Raw genomic sequence first — 21,341 nt, 5'->3', positions numbered from 1 at the left:
ATAGCCTGTATGTAACATTTGTGTACGGGTGAGAACGGTTTGGGCATATCATTGCATGAATGATGTAACAAGGAGAAAAATAAACGGAATATAAATAGAACCTAAACTCAATCTAAACGGAACCTGAAATAAGATTTTATGTTGAATTTATATAAGATATTTGTCCGGTTGTCATGAAATCTTTAGGTTTGTAATCCGGACAGGATGACGGAATTAAAAAGATAAGGAATGGATGGATATATGATTTTGAAAGACAAGGCGGCAGAGGTTATTGTTTTTGTGGTGGTAGCGATGTCGCTCAGTGTGCAGCTGATGAACGCGGGCGATATGCCGATGGGAACGCAAGAAGAAGCCTGGCAATGGATGTATGGTTGCTGGGCAGTTGTGCTGGCGTTGTATTTTATTTGTATGCTGGTAAAGAAAGGCCGCGAGTTGCTTTATGACTACGTGGGCGACATGGCAGCGTTGGCACTCATGCTGTATGGGATAGTGGAAGCCGTGTGGGGATTGGCCCAGCTATGGGGCTGGCTTCCTTCCAATCATGCCCGTTTCGCCGTGACCGGGTCGTTTGCTAATCCCGGACCTTATTCGGGCTTCCTTGCCATGGTGTTTCCGTTGGCCTACTCCGAGTATATAAGCCGTACTTACCGGGATATTCACAAGCCGGTAGCCCTTGTCGCGATGATTTCCATCGTGCTTGTGCTGCCTGCAGGGATGAGCCGCACGGCATGGATTGCCGCACTTGTCTCGACAGGGTGTATGTATTACCTTTGGAATGTATGGAAGATAGACGAATATTATCCGCGGTATGAAAAGCCGTTGAAATGGGTGATAGGGATTGTGGCGGTACTTATCCTTGTAGGAGCGGGAGCAGGGCTTTACTACTTGAAAAAAGATTCGGCGGACGGACGTGTGCTGATGTGGAAGGTGGCGGCGACTGCACTGCAGGAACATCCGTTGTCAGGGAACGGATGGAACGGGGTGCCTGCGGTTTACGGGCAGGCGCAAGAAGATTACTTTGCCAAGGGAGATTATACGGAGACCGAAGCACGGGTGGCGGACGCGCCCGAATACGTATTCAACGAATACTTGCAGGTGGCATTGGCTTGGGGCATTCCGGTGCTGGTAGGAGCATGCCTGATAATAGGTTGCTGCCTGAACCGTTTGTATGAGAACTTTAACTATGGGTTGTACGGGGCGTTGCTGGCTTTCCTTATCTTTGCGTTCGCGTCTTATCCGCTGCAGTATCCGTCGATGGTGGCGGTGCTGGCATTGCTGGTGCTTTCCGGTATATCGGTCGTGCTGCGATGGCAAGACGGGTGGTATTGGATTGCTGTTCTTTTGATTGCTTCGGGATGTGTGGTCTCTTTTATAAAATATGGTGACAAGAAGTATGTGGCGGAGCTGTACCGTTCGTGGGAGCAATGCCAGGTGTTGTACAATGCCGGATTGTATGAGCGTGCGGCGGAGGCGTATGGTGATTTGTATGAAAAGTCGTACTATACGTATCATAACATGGACTGGAATCCCCGTTTCCTTTTCGAGTATGCCCGCTCGCTGCATAAAACCGGGCAGTGGGACGAGTCGACCGCTGTCTTGCTAGAAGCTTTGAAGGTGAGCGGCGACCCGATGATACTGAACCTGATAGGGAAGAACGAGTCGGCGATGTACCGTTTCGACAGTGCCGAGTGGTATTACCGACAGGCGGCAGACCGGGTGCCGTCGCGCATTTATCCGCATTACCTGATGGTGAAACTCTTTTCGTACCGCGACAACTACCAGCCCGACAAGTTGCGTGAAACGGCGCGGGTGGTACTGACGAAAGAACCGAAGGTGCCTTCGACGGCGGTAAGGCAGATGAAGGAAGAGACCCGGAAAATATTGGAAGAAAAACAGATTGAATTATGAGTGTTGTTCCTGGTGAGGCGATGCGGTATGGTTTGCGCCAGGGGGACGCCAACGGGAAATGCATGAAAAATGTATCTTCCGAAAATGAGAAGATAAGAAGGGAGAAGATGGATTAAACTGTGGAGAGTCCATTCATCTTCCACCCGATGTTAAACCTAAAAAATAAAGGAGAGGTAGCTATAAACCTTGACAAGGATGAAGGTATTTTTATTTATAATAAGCATACTTTGTTTGGCGGCTTGTTCGAAGTCGCCAAGCAAAGGCATTTGCGTCGCTTTGCCGGCTGATGTGCAGGTGTTTGAAATGGACAGTGTAGATAGCGGTGTTTTGCTGAACGCTACAGGGATGGTTGCTCTTCCGGATTACCTGATTATATCCAATCTTCATAAAGATACGTTGTTTGATGTCTTTGACGTTCACGGTTTGGAATACCGGTATAGCGGTTTGATTTATGGCGGAGGTTCCAATGACATGCTTCCTTTCAGGTGGATACGGCCTCTTGACAGTCATCGTTTTTATGCTATAGGATTAGGTGTTCCGCTTGTTACTGTGGTAGATGTTGAAGGCGGATTGAAAATAGATGGGCGCAAGCAACTTGAATGGGAAAAAGATGTCTGTCAGAATTTGTATCCTTTGAAGAACGGAAAAGTCTTGATTCAACCTGGTAAAAGACAAGGAGGGTGGAGCCTGTATGATACGACAAGCGGTGATGTGTCTGATATGCCTGATTCTCCTTTTCAAGAGGACGAGCCGGAAGCTGATATGATACAAGCTTTTCAGTATCGGGCAGTAAATGTGGCGGTGAATGCGGATAAAGAACGCATTGCATTTTTTTATAGCAAGTTTCCGTATGTCCGTTTTTTTGATTTTGACGGTAATTTGTTAGTTGAATGTAGTGTAGGGGAAAAAATATCCGATCCGGATAAGTTCTTTCGTAGGGAGGGTATGTATTACTGGGGATGTTCGTATACAGCGGATTTTATTTTCGTAAAATATGCTCCCGATAATGAAGCTTCGGATGTGACTTGTTTTCAGGTGTGGGATTGGGAAGGAAATTTATTGTCGCGGTTTAATGTTGCGGATAAAATAAACTTGTTTACAGTATCTGCCGACGGGAAAAGAATATTTGCGGCAAAGAATGATAATAATCATATTTTTTGGTGTAATATTGCATCGGCCTTAGACCGCAAAACGGGAATGGAGTAAATTAATAGAAGATAAATAAAAATGAACGCACGCTACGGATATGTGATGCTGCTGCTTGCCGCGGGAATATGGAGCGGGTGCAGCGAAGAGAACAAAGATGCCTCTGAAAAGGAAGGGGTGGCAACAGTACTTCCTGCCCAAGTGGCAGAGGTAAGTGTAATGACCTTGAAGAAACAGGCTTTCGAGCACGAACTGGTGAGTAACGGGAAAGTGGAGGCGAAGCGGTATGCCGCCTTGCAGTTTCGGACTACGACCGAACCGGTAGCCCGCATTTATGTGAAGAATGGCGACCGGGTAAAGAAAGGACAAAAGATAGCCGAACTGGACTTGTTTGCCCTGCAAAACAAACTGACACAGGCGGAATATACGTTGGAGCAAGCCCGGCTGGAAATGCAGGATGTGCTGATAGGGCAAGGATATGCTCCCGACCGGATGGAAGCCGTGCCTGAAGAGGTGAAAAAATTAGCTGCCACCAAAAGCGGATACGGACAGAGCAAGGCTGCCTATGAACTGGCAAAGCGCGAACTGGAGCAAGCTACGCTGACGGTACCGTTTGACGGCATCGTTGCCGACCTGGATGGCAAGGAATACAACATGCCGGAAAGTGGGAAACCTTTCTGCCGCATTCTTTCGACAACCGATATGGAAGTGGCGTTTACGGTGCTGGAGAGCGAGCTGCCGTTGGTAAAAGCGGGCGACCGGGTGGAAGTGATGCCCTATACGGTAGCTTCCGGCAGCTTGCAGGGACGTATTGCGGAGATTAATCCGTCGGTAGACGAAAACGGGATGGTGAAAGTGAAAGCACAGGTGGACGGGAAAGGCAAGCTGTTCGACGGGATGAACGCAAGGGTGAGCGTGAAGCGTTCGGTGCCCGGACAATTGGTGATACCGAAGACTGCCGTGGTGTTGCGTTCGGGCAAGCAGGTGGTGTTTACCCTGAAAGACGGAAAGGCCATGTGGAACTATGTGCAGACCGGACTGGAAAACCTGTCGGAATATACCGTGACGGGTGAGGGAATGGAAGAAGGCGTAACGGTCATTACGGCGGGCAATGTGAACCTGGCACACGAAACGCCGGTGAAAGTAGTGGAGTAACATGCGGAGATTTAGAAGCTGTTTTGAATTTATCGTGCGATGATTTGGGATGAGTTTTTGAGGCATTTTCGCTTCTGTGATGAGGAAGATAGCGGGCTATCTGACGAAGAACAGGAGCGAAAAAGACCAAAAAATCGCCCAAAGCACACACGAAAACGGATACATCAAGCCAAGAAAAACTTTTTGGAGAAATTCAAAACAGCTTCTTACTATTTTCCGATTTACGAAGTACGATTTAATTATCAAAACCGTAAATGGCTGAATGGTAAATTGTAAATAGAAAAATCGTAAATAAAAAAGATGGTTAAGTTTTTAATACAACGGCCTATAGCCGTATTGATGGCGTTTACCGCTTGTTTTATCATAGGGCTGGTTACTTACTGGTCGCTCCCTGTATCGCTGTTGCCCGATATTGACATTCCGCAGATTACGGTACGGATGGCTTCGGATAATATGTCGGCACGGGAAATGGAGAATACAATGGTGGCTCCTGTGCGGCGTGCCTTGCTGCAGGTGTCGGGGCTGGATGAAATGAGAAGCGAGACACGCGACGGTTCGGGTGTCATTCATCTGACATTCGAGTTCGGAACCAATACTGACCTTGCTTTTATTGAAGTAAACGAGAAAATAGATGCGGCAATGAACAGCTTGCCTAAAGATGCCGAACGTCCTAAAGCCATCAAGGCTAGTGTAACGGATATACCGGTGTTTTACCTGAACATGACGCTGAAAAAGGACAAGCCTTACCAGCATACAGATGAACAAGCATTCCTGAACCTGTCAGAACTGGCAGAAAACGTGGTGAGGAGGCGTATCGAACAATTGCCCCAGATAGCCATGGCAGACATGACCGGGGTGCCTAAAAGGGTGTTGCAGATAGTGCCCGATAGGGAAAAAATGAACAGTTTGGGCATCGGTATAGATGATTTGGAACGGACACTGGAAGCCAACAACGCAGAGCCGGGCAGCATGCTGGTGCGTGACGGATATTACGAGTATAACATCCGTATCGCTTCTTTTCTGCGTACTCCAGAGGATGTAGAGAACATCTATCTGAACAAGGGAGGACGCATCATGCAGCTGAAAGACCTGTGTAAGGTAAGCCTGGTGACACAGCATGAGACAGGACGTTCATTGGCTGGAGGAAAGCGGGCAGTGACATTTGCCATCATCAAGCAATCGGAAGAGAACATGGATAACCTGAAGGCGGAACTGCAGCGGACTACCGAACGGTTTGCCGCATTGTATCCCGATATAGAATTTTCTATTACACGCAACCAGACAGAACTGTTGGATTATACCATTTCGAACTTGCAGCAGAATTTTACCCTGGGTTTCCTGTTTATCTTTATCGTGGCAGTGTTCTTTATCGGCGATGTGCGTTCGCCGTTGATTATCGGCATTACGATGGTGGTATCGGTGGTAATCACATTTTTCTTCTTCTATCTCTGCAAGGTTTCGCTGAACGTCATATCGCTGTCGGGACTGATTATGGCGGTGGGCATGATGATAGACAATGCAATTATCGTGACCGAAAACGTGTCGCAGTACCGTGAACGGGGCTATTCGCTGAAACGGTCGGCGGTAATAGGCACCAGTGAGATGATTACACCGATGCTGAGTTCTTCGCTGACTACGGTAGCAGTATTTGTGCCATTGATATTCATGAGCGGTATAGCCGGTGCCATCTTTACCGACCAGGCGTTTTCCATTACGGCTGGGTTGGGAGTATCTTACTTTACAGGCATCATGCTATTGCCGGTTCTATATGTCTTGTTTTTCCGTTTGGGAATGCGCAGGTACCGGTGGATTAATTTTGATTTTCGGGATAAACTGAAGAATGACTGGCTGGAGCGCGGATACGATGCGGGCATCAACTGGGTATTTTCGCATAAGCGTATCAGTTTGTGTGTGGCTGTGGCTACCCTTCCGCTATGCGTGGTTTTGTTCGGGGTGTTGGATAAAGAGCGGATGCCTGAAATAGACCAGAACGAAATGATAGTGAAAGTGGCATGGAACGAGAATATTCATGTGGAGGAAAATAACCGGAGGGTGGATGAACTGCTGAAACACACTGATGGCATTGCCGTCGAACATACGGCGTATGTGGGTATGCAGGATTATGTGCTGAATACGGATGATGCCTTATCGGCAGGTGAGGCCGAACTTTATTTCAAGACGGAAAAACCTTCGGACATTTTGCCGTTAGAGCAGCATCTGAAAAAATGGTTCGGGGCGCATTATCCGGAAGCCACAGTCACTTATTCGCCTCCAATGACTATCTTTGAAAAACTATTTGTAACGGGAGAAGCCGATGTGGTGGCACAGGTCCGGTCGAAGAATAAGGCTGTGAGTCCACAACCTGCCGAACTGAAAGAACTGGAGAGGCAGATAGCCGAGGAGACCGGAGTATATCCGGAGGTTATTGCTTTCCGCAACCAACTGAATCTGGTAATAGACCGTAACCGCCTGTTGCTTTATCGGGTGGATTACGATGAAGTGGTACGCACGTTGCGGACTGCATTTAAGGAAAACGAAGTATCTGTCTTGCGTTCTTACCAGCAGTATTTGCCTATCAGTGTGGCAGGAAACGAACGTACACTTGAACGGGTGCTGGCGGAAACGCTGGTGGAAAATGTGCCCCAAGAAGGAGAGGAACAGGCTTATGTCCCGTTGAAGGAACTGCTGTCGGTACAACCGGCTGAAGACTTGAAAAGCATTACAGCAGGGAGCAACGGTGAATATATTCCGCTACGTTTTTATGATGTGGACAATGCACCTGGACTGATAGCCGGCATACGTGATGTGGTGGCACGGTCGGGGAAATGGGATGTGGACTTTTCGGGCAGTTTCTTTTCGAACCAGCGGATGATGGGGGAACTGATGGTGATACTGTGCATATCGGTCTTGCTGATGTACTTCATCTTGTGTGCCCAGTTCGAAAGTTTCTTGCAACCCCTTATTGTATTGGCGGAAATCCCGATGGATATTGCTTTTGCCTTGCTTTGCCTGTGGCTGTGTGGAGATACGCTGAATCTGATGTCGGCTATCGGTATTGTCATTTCAAGCGGTATTGTGATAAACGACTCTATCTTGAAACTGGATACCATCAACGAACTGAGAAAAACCGGTATGCCACTTACTGAAGCTATCCATACAGGAGGAAGAAAGCGTTTGCGGGCAATTGTCATGACTACGCTGACCACTATCTTTGCCATGGTGCCGCTGCTGTTTACTTCCGATATGGGTTCGGAACTGCAACGTCCGCTTTCCATCGCCATGATAGGGGCGATGACCTTGGGAACCATTATCAGCTTGTTTATTATTCCATTAATATATTGGTTAATCTATAGAAAACATGAAACGCAGAAATCTTAGTATATGCCTGGTACTGGCACTGAGCTGTATGCCGCTGTTGGCGCAACACACCGTGAAACTGGATTTGCAGGAAACGATAGAATTGGCGAATGACAGCTCGTTGTCGGCTTTCCGTTATCAGAACATGTATTTGTCCGGTTACTGGGAATACCGTACTTTTAAAGCGAACCGTTTGCCCAGTCTGACCTTGAACCTGACGCCGGCACAATATTACCGTTACATTACCCAACGCTATGACTCGAATGAGGATATGGATGTTTACCGTGAACAGCAGATGTTCAGTGCAACGGCTGGATTGAGCCTGGCACAGAATTTCGACTGGCTGGGAGGTACATTCTATATAGATACCCAACTGGACTTTATGCGTAATTTTGGTGATACGAAATCGACTCAGTTCTCTACTGTTCCTTTTCGTATCGGGTATCAGCAGGAATTATTGGGATATAATGCTTTCCGGTGGGACCGCAAGATAGAACCGTTGAAATTTGAAAAGGTGAAAAAGCAGTTCATCTATCATACAGAAGAGGTGGCGGAAGAGGCGGTCAATTATTTCTTCAGTCTGGCGATGGCACAGGCTGACTATAAGCTGGCAGAGGATAATCTGGTTACGGCAGATACATTGTGTGACATCGGAATGCAGCGCCAGAAGATTGCTTCTATCTCGCAGGCAGACCTGCTGACATTGAAACTGGATAAAGTGAATGCGCAGAATACATTGACCAATGCACGGATTGCACTGAAAAGGGCGATGTCGGCATTGGCTACTTTCTTGAATATGGATAAGAATACAACCATTGAATTGGACTTGCCGGGACGTCCGCGCCACCTGGAAGTGTTGGCGGATGAGGCTTTGCAGAAAGCCAAGGAGAATAATCCGACTTATCTGGAGCAGCGGCAGAATGTACTGGAAGCGGAGCGTGATGTAGACCGTACGAAAAAAGAATCGCGCTTTAGTGCCAGTTTCAATGCTAGTGTCGGGTTCAATCAGGTGTCGGATAATATCCGTTCTGCTTATAAGAATCTGTTGCAGCAAGACCTGGTGTCAATCAGTGTCTCTATCCCTTTGATAGACTGGGGGGTGAGGAAAGGAAAATATAACATGGCAAAGAACAATCTGAACGTTGTAAAGATTGCGGCAAGGCAGGAAGAAATCAGTCTGGAAGAAGATGTGGTGATGACCGTGAGCGACTTTAACGTGCAGCAAGACCTGATAGAAGGTGCAGAGGAGGCTTTGGACCTGGCAGAACTGGCATACGAGCAGACCCGGCAGCGTTTTATTATCGGGAAGAGTGATGTAAACAGTCTGACCCTTGCCTTGAACAGGCAGCAGGAAGCGCAGAAGAATTATATTCAGGCTTTGCAGAATTATTGGCTGAGCTATTATAAAATAAGGAAGCTGACTTTGCATGATTTTGAAACTGGCTTTTCTTTGTCTGACCGTTTTGATTTTAAAAATAGAATCCGTCAATGAAACAGAAATCTCGTAAAACAGCTTCTTCCTTTACTCTGATAGTCAGTTTTATCTGTCTGGCTATTGTGGGACTTTCGCTGGTGCCTTTGCTACCGGTGAAACTTTCGCCTTCGCATGAACTTCCGGCACTGACGGTTTCATTCTCTATGCCAGGCAATTCGGCAAGAGTAATCGAAGCAGAAGTTACCAGCCGGCTGGAGGGAGCCTTGTCGCGGATAGAAGGTGTACGGAAAATCCGTTCCACTTCCGATAATGGATATGGCAGCCTGCGCATTGAGATAGACAAGCATAGCGAAGTGGATATCGTACGCTTTGAAGTCTCTACCGTGATCCGTCAGGTCTGGTCGCAATTGCCCGAAGGAGTGAGTTATCCTTTGATTTCTACTCAACGTTCGGACGACCGCTCGACAAGGCCTTTCATGACTTATACACTCAATGCACCGGCTACCCCGATTCTGATTCAGAATTATGGGGAAAATTATATCAAACCGTTGCTTTCTGCCATTAAAGATATTTATAAGATAGAGTTGAGCGGTGCTACCCCCATGGAGTGGAGGCTGACATACGATAACAGCCAGTTGGGCTATCTTGGTCTGTCGGTAGGAGATATAGGACAGGCTATCCAGGAATATTATGACAATGAATTCTTGGGCATCTGCCAGGTAGATGTGGGGGATGAATGGATTAGGGTGGTACGCACTTCGTCTGAAGGACGGGAAGGCTTCCGGCCTGCCGATATCAGTTTACGTACGTCAGAAGGAAAATTGATTTCGCTGGACAAACTGGTGAAAGTGACACATACAGAGGAAGAACCTACCGGCTATTTCCGTATCAACGGGCTTAATTCTATTTATCTTTCCATTACTGCAGAGGAAACGGCAAATCAGCTTCGGGTGGCAGCCCAGGTAAGGGATGCCATGAGGCAGATACAGCAGAATATGCCTCCGGGGTACGAGGTGCATGTCAGTTACGATGCTACGGAATACATTAGCAAGGAACTGAATACAAATTACTTCCGTACAACAATAACTGTGCTTATCCTGTTGTTGTTTGTGGCAGTCATTACCCTGAATCTGCGTTATTTGTTTTTGATAGTAGCCAGTCTGGCTGTCAATATGGCTATTGCTTTTATCTTTTACTACATCTGCGGAGTAGATATTCAGCTTTATTCGCTTGCCGGTATCACCATTTCGCTGAACCTGTTGATAGATAATACCATTGTGATGACCGACCATATCCTGCACCGTCGGAACCTGAAAGCGTTTATGTCCATCCTGGCAGCGACGTTGACTACTATCGGAGCATTGGTCATTATCTTTTTCATGGACGAGAAGATACGCTTGAACCTGCAAGATTTTGCAGCTGTAGTTATTATTAATCTGGCTGTATCATTGTTTGTGGCACTGTTCTTTGTCCCGGCATTGATAGAACGCATCCGCTTGCGCAGGACTTCGGTCTTTAGGCGTTCGTCGCGTATCAAGCGGGGGGTGGTTTATTTTACACGTGGTTATAAATGGATGGTAAAGGCATTGTGCAGGCGTAAGGCTATTGCATATGCCGTACTGGTATGGGCGTTCGGACTTCCGGTATTTCTGCTTCCCGAAAAGATAGAGCATGCAGAACAGAAAGGTGGATGGGCCACTTTATATAATAAGGTGTTTGACCGTCCTGTTTATAGGGAAGAAATAAAACCGGTGATCGACAAATGGCTGGGAGGTACGTTGCGGCTGTTTGTGGAAAAGGTGTACAACGGAAGTTATTTCGGCAACCGCGATGAAGAAGTGGTGCTTTCGGTAACAGCCACACTTCCTAATGGCAGTACGCTGGAACAGATGAATGTGCTGATAAAGCAAATGGAAACTTATCTGAGTGAATTTCGGGAAATCAGGCAGTTTCAAACTTCTGTCTATGATGCCCGTCATGCCGGTATCGAGATATTTTTCAAAAAAGAATATGAGCACAGTGGCTTTCCCTATGTGTTGAAGTCGAACATTATCAGTAAGGCTCTTACGTTGGGAGGCGGAAGCTGGAATGTGTATGGATTGCAAGACCAGGGCTTTTCGAATGATGTGCGTGAGACGGCAGGAAGTTTTCAGGTGGAGATGTACGGGTATAATTATGACGAACTTTCTTATTGGGCGGAAGAGATGAAGCGTTTGTTGCTGTCTCACAGGCGTATCAAGGAAGTGCAGGTCAATGCTGAATTCTCGTATTGGAAGGATGACTATGACGAGTATGTCTTGCAGTTCGACAAGGAGAAGATGGCAAAGGAAAACCTTACGGCAAGCACTCTTTTTGCTATTTTGCAGCCGATATTCATGTCGGGTCAGCGTGTGGGGAATATTGTGTACGATAATCAGAGCGAACGGCTTTCGTTGTCTTCGGTACAGAGCGGTGAATATGATGTATGGGGGCTGATGGAAGTACCTTTTATATTCGGAGGCAGACAGTATAAATTATCCGATTTTGCCAAGGTGAGCAAAGAGCAAGTGTCGAAGAAGATTGTGAAAGAGAACCAGCAGTATGTATTGTGTCTGCAATTCGAATACATCGGTGCACACCAGCAAGGGCAGAAAATCTTGGCAAAGGATGTTGAGGTCATGAAGGCTGCTCTCCCGATGGGGTATAGCATCGAGAACAAGAGTGATATATGGTATTGGCATAACGATAGCCAGGGTCAGTACGGGCTGTTGCTTATTGTGATTGGCATTATTTTCTTTATTTCGGCTATCCTGTTCGATTCGCTGAAGCAGCCACTTGCCATTATCGGTGTGATTCCTATTTCATATATCGGGGTGTTTCTGACTTTTTATCTGTTCGAACTCACGTTCGACCAAGGTGGTTTCGCTGCTTTTGTACTTCTGTGTGGTATTACGGTCAATGCCAGCATTTATATTCTGAACGAGTATAATGCTATCCGGAGGCGTTACCCTTATTTGGGAAAGGTTGAGGCATACACCAAGGCATGGAATGTGAAGGTTGTTCCGATATTTCTGACGGTGACTTCGACCGTACTGGGTTTTATTCCTTTTATGATAGGTGAGAAGGAAAGTTTCTGGTTTTCTTTGGCGGCGGGTACAATAGGTGGATTGATAATGTCTGTTGCAGGCATTTTCTTTTATTTGCCTCTCTTTTTGTTGAAGAAGCGGGAGTGTTAAGACCCTGATAGAATATTGGAAACCGTTTTTCAGGAAACCGTATGTACGTAGCTTTGTGCATCTATGTCCGTAGGCCGGTGTATTTATCTTCGTAAGGCAACGGACACAGATGCATTCCAGTCAGTAAATACTTGCAGGATTTGGGGTGCCGGAAAGGGTGTCTTGGTTATCAAACGTTCCGTTTATTTGGGATTCGCTTTCGGGGTTCAGTTCGATGGCTTTTTTCAAGTCTTCGATGGAGCCATTCTTGTCTCCTTCCAGTAACCGGACACGTCCGCGTTCCTGGTAGAATGTAGCGTTCTGGGGCATCAGTTCCAAGGCTTCGGTATACAGTTCGATGGCTTTGCCGTATGCTTTCTGCCCACAGAGCAGTTCTCCTTTCAGCAGGTAAGCTTTTTCGTTGAAAGGATTGGTTTCCATGACCAGCTCCAGACACCGATATGCTTCGTCGGTTTCTCCTAATGTGGCTTTGACGGTACTTTTCAGCAGCAAGGCATCTTCTTCTTCCGGATTTGCATTCAGGATATAATCGAGGTCTTCCAGTGTTTCTTTCGCCTGTTTCATGCTCCAAAGCACTTCGGCACGGAGCAAGTAGGCAGAAAGAAAGCTTTCGTCTTGTGTGATGGCTTTGGTAGCCATTACGATAGCTTGCAAATCGTTGTGAAGTCCGTGGGCTGCCCTGGCTGCCAAATAGTAGGCATGGGCATTGCTTTCGTCCAGCTTGATGGCTTTTTGGCAGGCTTTGTCCATACCGTCATAGTCTTCTTGTGCAAAGCATACGTTGGCAAGGAACAGATATCCCTGTATGTTGTCCGGTTCCAGTCCGGTCAGTTTGTCCAAAGTTGTCCGGGCATCATCGGTACGCTGGAGTTTTACATACGTGTCGGCAAGGTACTGGAGTGTTTCAGCATCGTCACGCAGGGCAGACGCCTGTTCCAGGCATTTGGCGGCGTAAGCCAGTTGGTTCATGTTGTGTGCCCGTATGCCATCGTATTTTAAAATCTCGAAATTCTTTTGTGTCTGTTTTTCCTGTTGGTTTTCTTCGGGCTTTCCGTTGCCGAAGATTGCTGATAATAAACCCATGTTTTTCGTATTTTATGATTGAATGTTGGGCACAAAGATAGAGAAAATCAGGTATATGCTTGCATTTGCTGAAAAGAAATTTGTAAGTTTGTGGCGTAATTAGAAAAAAAGGAACGTAACATGAAAAAGATGCTTTTGTTTGTTTGTGCGGTGTTGGCTTGTTTCAGCCTGCATGCACAATATTTTTGTACGGTAGAGGGAACGGAACTTCATTATGTCAATTACGATGAAGCGGGACAAAGTGTTTCGAATGAGACTGCTACCGTGTCGTTTGTCGGGAGAAACGATGGTAAGGTAACTGCCTGTTATATCAATAAGATTGTAACCAACAAGTTGAAGAACAATACCAGCTATACGCGTTTCGACTGGAGTTATGATGGCAACCAGACTGTGTGTGCCGAAGATCTGGTGTATGGACCTTATATTGATTCGGATTCGGATCCGGATAAGTATGATACGGCGGCACGTACTGCCATGCGTGAAGAATTGAAGTATAAAGGCGACAACTCGTTTGTGCTGAAGGAACATGCCGAGGGAGGAGAAAGTATGCCCGACCGCTCGTATGCACTTATTGTGAAGATGCTGAAAAATGAAATTACGATTTCGGGAGCTGCTTATATGGGAGAGGAGCAAATCAGTACTACGGCTGGGAAATTCGACTGTATAAAGATTACTTACTTGAAACGTACCAAAGTAGTGTTGAAAAGCACCACGCACCGGGTGACTGAATGGTATGCCGAGGGAATAGGTCTGGTAAAATCGGAATCATACGATATGAAAGGAAAATCTGCCGGCAAGACGCTGCTGGTGAAAATCGTGAAATAACGAAGTATCCTATGCTTATATAAGACCTGATAGTTGATAACTTTCTAGAAACTGTTTTGAATTTATCGCCCAAAGCACACACGAAAACGAATACATCGGGAAGAGAAAGACATTCAAAGCAGTTTCTTGTCACTATCTTGTCATAAACTGCCCCTTATCTCACTTTTTTGTTTTATCTTTGTCCCCATAATAATTTATTACAGATTAGATTATGAGCATATTTTCGAAACTATTAGGTAAAAAACAAGTTGAAGAAGAAGGTGCACGGGTAGGAGGTGTAGAAGACTTCATGACTTTGATACGTGTATACTACCAAGCCGTTATGGCTGCGCAGCTGGGCATCAGCAATATCAATTTCCTGCCTGATATGGCAGTATTCAAGCGTACATTGAAAATCCCTACCCAGAACAACAAGCTGGGAGTGGCAGAACGTACCAGATGCAAAAAGATGCTGATGGATATTTACGGCATTAATGAGTTCTTTTTTAAGGAAATAGATACATCTGTCAAAAAGCACTGCAAGAGTGTGAATGATATCAAGAACTACCTGTTTATGTTTCAGGGCTTCAGTCAAGACTTGATGATGGTAGTGGGGAATCTGATGCAATGGAAATTCCGTATGCCTGGCATGTTCAAGAAATTATTGCGTTCGATGACCGAAAAGACCATTCACGATATCCTGACGAAAACCAACTGGAAAGATGATAGTGTGAGAAAGACTTGTGTAAACATCCGCCAATACCAGCATGCACTGGGATATAGCGAAAGCTGGATGAACGAATATGTTTACAACATCGTTGTACTGGCAAAAAAAGAACCTAAACCCAAAGAAAACTAAGATGGACAGCCTCATCGAAAATCATCCGTTGGAACCGTTTCTTCCTGCAGAAGCTACTTTGCTGATGCTGGGAAGCTTTCCTCCGCAGAAGAAGCGCTGGAGCATGGATTTCTTCTATCCGAACTGGAACAATGACATGTGGCGGATTTTCGGACTGATTTTCTTCGGTGATAAAGAACATTTTGTACTTTCCGGTAAAAAGGCTTTCGATAAAGAACGTCTCATACACTTCTTGAAAGAAAAAGGCGTTGCGCTTTATGATACGGCTTGCACAGTGAAACGTTTGAAAAGCAATGCTTCAGACAAATACCTGGAAATCGTGGAGCCTACGGACATCGGCTTGCTTCTGAAACAACTTCCGGCATGCAAATCTATTGTAACGACCGGGCAAAAAGCTACAGATACCTTATGTGCACAATTGCATATTAAAGAACCTCCGGTAGGTGGAAAAAGCAAATTCGAATATGCTGACCGCCAACTTTGGCTTTACCGGATGCCTTCTTCCAGCAGGGCTTATCCGCTCAAGTTGGAGAAAAAGGCAGAAATATATCGGTCTATGCTGTGTGAAGCGGGTATTTTTATGCCATGAAGCAAAAAAAATGCCAAAGCATTTGGCAATATCAAAAAATGTCGTACCTTTGCATCCGCAAACACGGGAATAGCTCAGTTGGTAGAGCATCGGTCTCCAAAACCGAGTGTCGGGAGTTCGAGTCTCTCTTCCCGTGCCGAGATAAAAAGCTGTAACTCAAAAAGTTGCAGCTTTTGTTCGTTTATCCCCAGGACGAAATCGGGACGCAAATTTTCTGAATGTCAAACCGTATTACGCTTTCGAATTCGAAAAACGTAATAAAAAAATGTACTCTTCAAAAAGAAAAAGTTCATCGGTTTTTTGTATAATTTCTTATACAGAACCCAAGCTCCACACAGGTAATAACTGGTATATTGATTTCTATTCTTATGACCCATTGGAGCAGAAAATGAAAAGAAAAAAGTATATGCTTAATGGCATCGCCAAAGTTTCAGACCGCCGTCGTCGAGCTAATGAAATCATCACCAATCTTAATGTCAAACTCCGTTCCGGATGGAACCCATGGGCGGATGTCGAGAACTCAAGGCAATACACCCCGTATGTAGATATTATCCAAAGGTATCATATATATCTGGAAAAACTGTATGCGGCTGGTACCATCAAAGAGAACACTCTGAAGGATTACGAGAAGCGCCTGCGAGTATTTGAAGAATACACGGCGAAGCACATCCCAGCAATCGTATATGCATATCAGATTGACCAGTCTTTTATATCTGACTTCTTAGATTATGTACTGCTCGACCGTGATTCATCAGCCAGAACCCGAAACAATTATCGTACCTGGCTGTCTTCACTTTGCAGCTGGATGATGGAAAAGCAGTACCTTATCAAGAATCCGGTAGAGAATATCCGCATGTTACAGGAAGAGGAAAAAAAACGGTCTGCCCTATCGTCTACCGATATACAAAAGCTGAAGAAATACCTCAAGAAAGAGAATCCGTACTTTTTGTTCTTATGCCAGTTCGCTTATTATACCTTTATCCGTCCGGACGAAATAACCAACATCAAGCTGTCCGACATCTACTTGAAGGAACAAAAGGTATTCATCGCATCGAGCATCAGCAAGAACCGCAAAGACGGCATGGTCGGTTTGAATGACAAACTCATTAAAGCAATGCTTGATCTTGATGTTTTCAGCAACCCGGGAAATTATTATCTATTCGGTAAAGGTTTCAAGCCCTCAAAAAATAAAGTAACCACTAAAGTCTACAGAAATTACTTTAATAAGGTACGTGAAAAGCTGAGATTCCCAGACAGTTATCAATTCTATTCCCTGAAAGATTCAGGAATACGTGACCTAGCCAATGCTGAAGGTATTGTCATCGCCCGTGACCAGGCGCGCCATGCGGATATCTCCACAACCAATAAGTATCTGAAGGGTAGCAATATGACGGTACATGAAGAAACCAAGCATTTCGAAGGAGAATTTTAAGAAAAGCCCATACGGATATTTCCATACGGGCAACACTCTTTATTGTTCAGAGATAAATTTAATCTTATCATTTAGTATTCCATACAGATTCTTGATTGAATATGCTTTCTCACAAAATGTCCTACCAGACTTGAACCATACGCGAGCTGAAAAGTTTTTACCAGTATCAACAATCTTTATACGGCGCACATTAGGAAATGTATTAAGAATATAGCTGCAGATCTTCCGCCTTATTTCAGAAGTAGTACTTGCTTTGCGATGGCGGACACCGGTTACTGGATTATAAACTCTTAAAGCATTGCTGTTGAATGAGCAAATATCCGTTTCGTGGATTGACGTTCCGCAACAGTTTAGCATAGCTGTATTGGAAACCTGATATGTATGTAACATAATAATAAAAAAGTATCCGTGCCTGTCCCGCTGCTAATTCACATCTATCAGGAAATGCTAGCAGGCGCATTAACGCACTGCGACGGGGGTACACGGATACCAGTATTTTAATGGTACTACCAAGTATGCGGACATAAAAAATGCCTGCAATAAATGCAAGCCAATCGTCCTGCATTTCCTGAAATAAAATGAATTAGCATTGCAAATATGAGTATTTATTTTGAAATGACAAAAGAAAAAGCGGAAACTTTTTGAGTTTCCGCTTTTTATAGAGCCTTTGAATTATGTTCTCGGTACTTTCTAAGGAGTACTCCAGTACTTCTTTAGCAGTACTGGGAAAGGATAAGTTTGTGATTATTTTTTCTTTGTGTCAGGCTTTTCTCTGTTAATAAATATTGAAGCAACTGTAACTAATGTACCTGCTCCTAATATTCCAGCAAACCAAGGTCTATCTAAATATAAAGCATAAGCAGCAAGGGCTACAATTACTACAATAGATAAAAAAGCAAATGCCATACCCCACCAATTCATTCTTCCTGTTCTTGATTCGGATTTTCGGACTAAATCAAACTTTACTTTATCCATCTTATGTCGATGGTCTTGCTCCTTAACGGAAGCTTCCATCAAGAACGTAACAATTTGAGGATCTATTTCCTTATAAGCTGCTAATTCTTGGGGAGACGGCAAACTGTTGTCATCTACGGTATAAGTCCTTTCTAACTGTTGGCCCACACCTCCTTGTCCTGCAACGACAGTTTCTTTTTGTTGAATTTGTTGTTTAGCCATTACTTAGTTTTAATTTTTCCCAAGCTTCTCTTACGTCTTTCTCAATATTCTTTCTATCTTGTCTTAATTTGGATTTATCGTCCATTTTGTCAGATTCGACAAAAAGCTCTTCTTTTAGTTGGGAAATAATTTCAGATTCCTGTTTGTATTCACCGCGGGAAGAATCACGCAAAACTTTTGCCCCATTCGCGATGAATCGAGTAACGTCTTTAATTATACACATGATACCTCCTTTTTTATTATTATTATTTTAGTGCTTCTTATTGCAAAAGTAATTATTATTTTTATAGTATACAATAGCAAGTCTAATATCTTAGATATAAATAACAATATCTCTCCTACCTGCATTATATAATTTAACATAAGAACTAAAACACATAAGATAATAAACTATTCCACCTCTAAAAAGTAACATCCACAATTATAAGACCACCAAGAATAACTTAGATCTCAACCTTTTACACTGATATAATTAGCAATAACAAATAAACTTTTAGGATATAACTTTCCCAGTAAAAGAAACAAACTTAATGCCCAAGATAAACAGACATATAAACTCTATTCAGAATCTGCAAGATAAAAAATGCCCTCTGCTATTTTATCCATACCTTTAGGCGTTATTTTATAGTGTACTTCTTTACAGTAGTATTTTTTATTGCGTATGACAAAAATCCTGTTTAGATCATATACTTTATTCGTCAAAAACTGAAAAGTATATTCGACTGAAGTATCTATCTCACGTTTATTCTTATAGACTCTATTAAACAAACCATTATCTCCATCCAGGGTAATTGTATAATCGGGCAAGGTAAGAATACTCTGATCACCGCCAAGCGTAGTCGGCTTTTGAATGAAATATCTATCATTCGAACCCATTGGCATTTTATCCCAATACTCACCTGGGTATTCATTAGGACCTCGATTTAATGCTTTTTGTATACCATAATAAATACCGACATACAGCCTGTCAGGGATATCTGTATTATTGCCAGAACTATTTATCAAATCATTAATGGCAGTGCTTTCAGGATCCACTCTTAACTTTTTTACAGCTGGACCAATCAGGTAACGTCCACCTGTAGTACTATGTATTTCTATTTTTTCGACTTCAGCAGGTACAATCTGGAATGAACTTTTATCCCGTGAATCTAAATTACCCGCATCCTTGAATCGGTCAACGATTATCAGACCTTTTTTGGTTTCTCCAGAAACAGAATAATCGGTAACAACATAATCAAGCCCATAGTCTTCTGAATGTAAGATATAGGGGCCGGAATAATACTGATCATACTTGGTTTTAAAATCATCCCACTCAGGACTGGAAACAGTAGAACAATTCTCTCTTACACCCTCTTTCAATTTCAGGTAATTGTAATATTCATCACTGGGTAAATCATAAGATACATAAGTATATGCAAACGCATAATTCGTATCCACGTCGTATGTCTTTTCGGTACTGTCATCAACAACATCGTCTAAATAAACAATATCCTGATTTTCAAAATATTTATTTAAACTGATTATATTGAATTTTTTATCTACCTTATCTATAACAATGATACAGTCAAGGTATAATTCAATCTGCTCAATAAACTCATTTATCGTCCAGTCAGGCAGCAGCTCTTGTAGTACTGAATCCTTATATGGATTAACGATAAATAATCTGCTCCATACAGGATCATCCTCCAGCTCATTTATTCCCTTTGTGAATCCTAACTTCGTTATCAAATTCTCTATCACATACAACAGATAATACTGAGGAGATATGTTTTCTACATCTGTGAAGGATATATCTTCGCCCACCTCTACGTTGTTTAATATCGAAAAACTTCCGTCCGATTCAGTGTAATTAACCACCGGCGGATATACGACGTTGTTTTCCGGAAATTTACCGAATAACGTATCAATAGCCTGCTGCGAAGTCATTGAAATCCCATCAAGAACCATACTTCGTATATCCGTATCACCCCCTTCGTAATTCAACTGGGAATTACCAGCTACGATCTGAATTTTAGCGGTATAATTTTCAATCGAAAGAACAACCTCCACACCTGATATTATTTCAAGGGCTCCTGACATTAATGTCGCCTTACGGTTCTTTAGTCCTTTTGTGACATCAGACCTGTTGATATTCTGATAGATTCTCCGATTACCAGGATCTCTCAAATCGATATCTATATCATAAGTATATTCTCCATTGCGAGTGAAATACGGATTCTCTGTTATCAATTCGAGTTCAAAATTTTCAGAAAGTACAACCTCCTGACCGTCGATGAATAATCTGGTCATAATTTAATCCTCCTTGATACATTGTTTTTCATACGAGCCACCAAGTCTTGAGCTTCGTTTACTCCCATCTTGCCAGTAGCCCGAGTATATGTATAGATCGGTTCATCCAATCTCTTATTAAGTGAATCAATAACCTTTACCGCCTTCAGCATAATAACAGACATTCCGTTATCAGCAGGTACACTTTGCTGATAGTAGGTATTGTTTGTTGTTGATGTAACACCTGATAAAACCGCAGAAACATCTTTTGCAGTCAGGCTACCGATGGTATTGTTCCGTTGCGCCTGATCAATTAAGTCCAGAACCGGACGAACAGCCGGATTCTGCACGGCATAACGGTTAGCGACAAATTCACCAGCATGGACTATACCTTTGGGCTCATCATGTCTTCCGGTACCGGTGTAACCACCCGTTTCAAATCCACTGATTATAGCCTTTGCACTCTGAAATGCAGCTGTTATCAATGCTATTTCAGCAGCAGCTTTAACAATCCCGACCAGTCCCAAAGTAGCTATATTCTTCATTTGTGTTTCAGCAATATAAGCTATCATCATCTTCTGAAGACTATCCAGTATGATTTTTAGAGTTTCCTTCATAAAGTCGCCCAAAGAAGTTTCTGAATCTGTCAACATTTCCGCAAACGCTTCACCAAATTGTTGTCCGATGTTTTGCGCAAATGAAAGCTGCTCTCTTACCTTACGCTGATTTTCTTCATAATTTTTACGAGATTTTTCAAGACTCTCTTTCTGTTTTTTGTCAATAATCTCAGCTTTCTTTTCTTCGGAAATTTCGGAAGAAGAAAGTACCTGATCATAATAGAGTTTATGTAATTTAGATTTGTTATATATCGCGCATACGCGTACCTTTGCAACATGAATTACCGCGACCATAAA

At 43.8% G+C, this 21,341-nt stretch carries 15 protein-coding genes, 1 tRNA gene and 1 pseudogene; 12 read left to right on the top strand and 5 right to left on the bottom strand.

Annotation, left to right across the window (positions count from 1 at the left end):
- The first annotated feature begins 228 nt into the window (after nucleotides 1–228).
- The 7 genes from H9625_RS11485 (at nucleotide 229) to H9625_RS11455 (ending at nucleotide 12,216) form a co-directional block, all read left to right on the top strand.
- Nucleotides 229–1,908 (top strand): O-antigen ligase family protein, encoded by a 1,680-nt coding sequence (locus H9625_RS11485; RefSeq protein ID WP_191764420.1) that lies wholly within the window; start codon nucleotides 229–231, stop codon nucleotides 1,906–1,908.
- Nucleotides 1,909–2,103: 195 nt separating this feature from the next.
- Entirely contained in the window at nucleotides 2,104–3,114 is a 1,011-nt protein-coding gene (locus tag H9625_RS11480; RefSeq protein ID WP_087397176.1) for a hypothetical protein, read from the top strand.
- A gap of 21 nt (nucleotides 3,115–3,135) precedes the next feature.
- The gene (locus H9625_RS11475) at nucleotides 3,136–4,209 is read left to right on the top strand and encodes an efflux RND transporter periplasmic adaptor subunit (protein ID WP_191764418.1); all 1,074 of its coding nucleotides are present in this window, start codon (nucleotides 3,136–3,138) and stop codon (nucleotides 4,207–4,209) included.
- Between the two features lie 39 nt (nucleotides 4,210–4,248).
- Nucleotides 4,249–4,485 (top strand): hypothetical protein, encoded by a 237-nt coding sequence (locus H9625_RS11470; protein WP_191764416.1) that lies wholly within the window; start codon nucleotides 4,249–4,251, stop codon nucleotides 4,483–4,485.
- 24 nt (nucleotides 4,486–4,509) lie between these two features.
- A complete protein-coding gene (locus H9625_RS11465; protein ID WP_191764414.1) occupies nucleotides 4,510–7,587 on the top strand; it encodes an efflux RND transporter permease subunit in 3,078 nt (1,025 codons plus the stop codon).
- A complete protein-coding gene (locus H9625_RS11460; protein ID WP_022040492.1) occupies nucleotides 7,568–9,058 on the top strand; it encodes a TolC family protein in 1,491 nt (496 codons plus the stop codon). The genes H9625_RS11465 and H9625_RS11460 overlap by 20 nt, the downstream gene beginning before the upstream one ends.
- A complete protein-coding gene (locus tag H9625_RS11455; RefSeq protein ID WP_191764412.1) occupies nucleotides 9,055–12,216 on the top strand; it encodes an efflux RND transporter permease subunit in 3,162 nt (1,053 codons plus the stop codon). Before H9625_RS11460 ends, H9625_RS11455 begins: the two co-directional genes overlap by 4 nt.
- 120 nt (nucleotides 12,217–12,336) lie before the next feature.
- On the opposite strand, the gene H9625_RS11450 is transcribed toward H9625_RS11455, so the two are convergent.
- A complete protein-coding gene (locus H9625_RS11450; protein WP_022040494.1) occupies nucleotides 12,337–13,299 on the bottom strand; it encodes a tetratricopeptide repeat protein in 963 nt (320 codons plus the stop codon).
- Between the two features lie 120 nt (nucleotides 13,300–13,419).
- Here H9625_RS11450 and H9625_RS11445 point away from each other — a divergent pair, with 120 nt between their 5' ends.
- The 5 genes from H9625_RS11445 (at nucleotide 13,420) to H9625_RS11425 (ending at nucleotide 16,983) form a co-directional block, all read left to right on the top strand.
- Nucleotides 13,420–14,124, top strand: coding sequence for a TapB family protein (locus H9625_RS11445; protein WP_087250492.1), 705 nt, complete (start codon nucleotides 13,420–13,422; stop codon nucleotides 14,122–14,124).
- 211 nt (nucleotides 14,125–14,335) lie between these two features.
- On the top strand, nucleotides 14,336–14,962 hold the full coding sequence (locus H9625_RS11440; RefSeq protein WP_022040496.1) for a hypothetical protein: 627 nt from the start codon (nucleotides 14,336–14,338) through the stop codon (nucleotides 14,960–14,962).
- A 1-nt stretch (nucleotide 14,963) separates the two neighbouring features.
- Nucleotides 14,964–15,551 carry a uracil-DNA glycosylase family protein gene (locus tag H9625_RS11435; protein WP_191764410.1) on the top strand — a complete coding sequence of 196 codons (588 nt, stop codon included), beginning with the start codon at nucleotides 14,964–14,966 and terminating at the stop codon, nucleotides 15,549–15,551.
- Nucleotides 15,552–15,614: 63 nt separating this feature from the next.
- Nucleotides 15,615–15,687, top strand: a tRNA-Trp gene (locus tag H9625_RS11430).
- Nucleotides 15,688–15,957: 270 nt separating this feature from the next.
- On the top strand, nucleotides 15,958–16,983 hold the full coding sequence (locus H9625_RS11425; protein WP_225226414.1) for a tyrosine-type recombinase/integrase: 1,026 nt from the start codon (nucleotides 15,958–15,960) through the stop codon (nucleotides 16,981–16,983).
- A 744-nt stretch (nucleotides 16,984–17,727) separates the two neighbouring features.
- On the opposite strand, the gene H9625_RS11420 is transcribed toward H9625_RS11425, so the two are convergent.
- The 4 genes and pseudogenes from H9625_RS11420 to H9625_RS11405 all read right to left on the bottom strand — a co-directional run.
- Complete coding sequence (locus tag H9625_RS11420; protein ID WP_191764407.1) at nucleotides 17,728–18,159, bottom strand: DUF2335 domain-containing protein; 432 nt, start codon at nucleotides 18,157–18,159, stop codon at nucleotides 17,728–17,730.
- Nucleotides 18,152–18,382 (bottom strand): hypothetical protein, encoded by a 231-nt coding sequence (locus H9625_RS11415; protein WP_087250482.1) that lies wholly within the window; start codon nucleotides 18,380–18,382, stop codon nucleotides 18,152–18,154. Before H9625_RS11415 ends, H9625_RS11420 begins: the two co-directional genes overlap by 8 nt.
- 335 nt (nucleotides 18,383–18,717) lie before the next feature.
- Nucleotides 18,718–20,448: a hypothetical protein gene (locus H9625_RS11410; protein ID WP_087250480.1), complete on the bottom strand. Its 1,731-nt coding sequence runs from the start codon at nucleotides 20,446–20,448 to the stop codon at nucleotides 18,718–18,720.
- Nucleotides 20,445–21,341: pseudogene (locus tag H9625_RS11405) on the bottom strand (phage tail tape measure protein); the annotation flags it as partial. The pseudogene H9625_RS11405 and the gene H9625_RS11410, both read right to left, overlap by 4 nt.

It is taken from the genome of Phocaeicola intestinalis, from assembly GCF_014837065.1.
In the GTDB taxonomy this organism is placed as follows: domain Bacteria; phylum Bacteroidota; class Bacteroidia; order Bacteroidales; family Bacteroidaceae; genus Phocaeicola; species Phocaeicola intestinalis.
Note: the sequence above shows the minus strand (reverse complement) of the source record. Positions and strands in the feature narration are given on the sequence as shown.

What these genes read in the sequence shown, in the direction of transcription:
- H9625_RS11485 (WP_191764420.1), top strand. Translation starts at nt 229, where the DNA reads ATGGATGGATATATGATTTTGAAAGACAAGGCGGCAGAGGTTATTGTT.
- H9625_RS11480 (WP_087397176.1), top strand. Translation starts at nt 2,104, where the DNA reads ATGAAGGTATTTTTATTTATAATAAGCATACTTTGTTTGGCGGCTTGT.
- H9625_RS11475 (WP_191764418.1), top strand. Translation starts at nt 3,136, where the DNA reads ATGAACGCACGCTACGGATATGTGATGCTGCTGCTTGCCGCGGGAATA.
- H9625_RS11470 (WP_191764416.1), top strand. Translation starts at nt 4,249, where the DNA reads ATGATTTGGGATGAGTTTTTGAGGCATTTTCGCTTCTGTGATGAGGAA.
- H9625_RS11465 (WP_191764414.1), top strand. Translation starts at nt 4,510, where the DNA reads ATGGTTAAGTTTTTAATACAACGGCCTATAGCCGTATTGATGGCGTTT.
- H9625_RS11460 (WP_022040492.1), top strand. Translation starts at nt 7,568, where the DNA reads ATGAAACGCAGAAATCTTAGTATATGCCTGGTACTGGCACTGAGCTGT.
- H9625_RS11455 (WP_191764412.1), top strand. Translation starts at nt 9,055, where the DNA reads ATGAAACAGAAATCTCGTAAAACAGCTTCTTCCTTTACTCTGATAGTC.
- H9625_RS11450 (WP_022040494.1), bottom strand. Translation starts at nt 13,299, where the DNA reads ATGGGTTTATTATCAGCAATCTTCGGCAACGGAAAGCCCGAAGAAAAC.
- H9625_RS11445 (WP_087250492.1), top strand. Translation starts at nt 13,420, where the DNA reads ATGAAAAAGATGCTTTTGTTTGTTTGTGCGGTGTTGGCTTGTTTCAGC.
- H9625_RS11440 (WP_022040496.1), top strand. Translation starts at nt 14,336, where the DNA reads ATGAGCATATTTTCGAAACTATTAGGTAAAAAACAAGTTGAAGAAGAA.
- H9625_RS11435 (WP_191764410.1), top strand. Translation starts at nt 14,964, where the DNA reads ATGGACAGCCTCATCGAAAATCATCCGTTGGAACCGTTTCTTCCTGCA.
- H9625_RS11425 (WP_225226414.1), top strand. Translation starts at nt 15,958, where the DNA reads ATGCTTAATGGCATCGCCAAAGTTTCAGACCGCCGTCGTCGAGCTAAT.
- H9625_RS11420 (WP_191764407.1), bottom strand. Translation starts at nt 18,159, where the DNA reads ATGGCTAAACAACAAATTCAACAAAAAGAAACTGTCGTTGCAGGACAA.
- H9625_RS11415 (WP_087250482.1), bottom strand. Translation starts at nt 18,382, where the DNA reads ATGTGTATAATTAAAGACGTTACTCGATTCATCGCGAATGGGGCAAAA.
- H9625_RS11410 (WP_087250480.1), bottom strand. Translation starts at nt 20,448, where the DNA reads ATGACCAGATTATTCATCGACGGTCAGGAGGTTGTACTTTCTGAAAAT.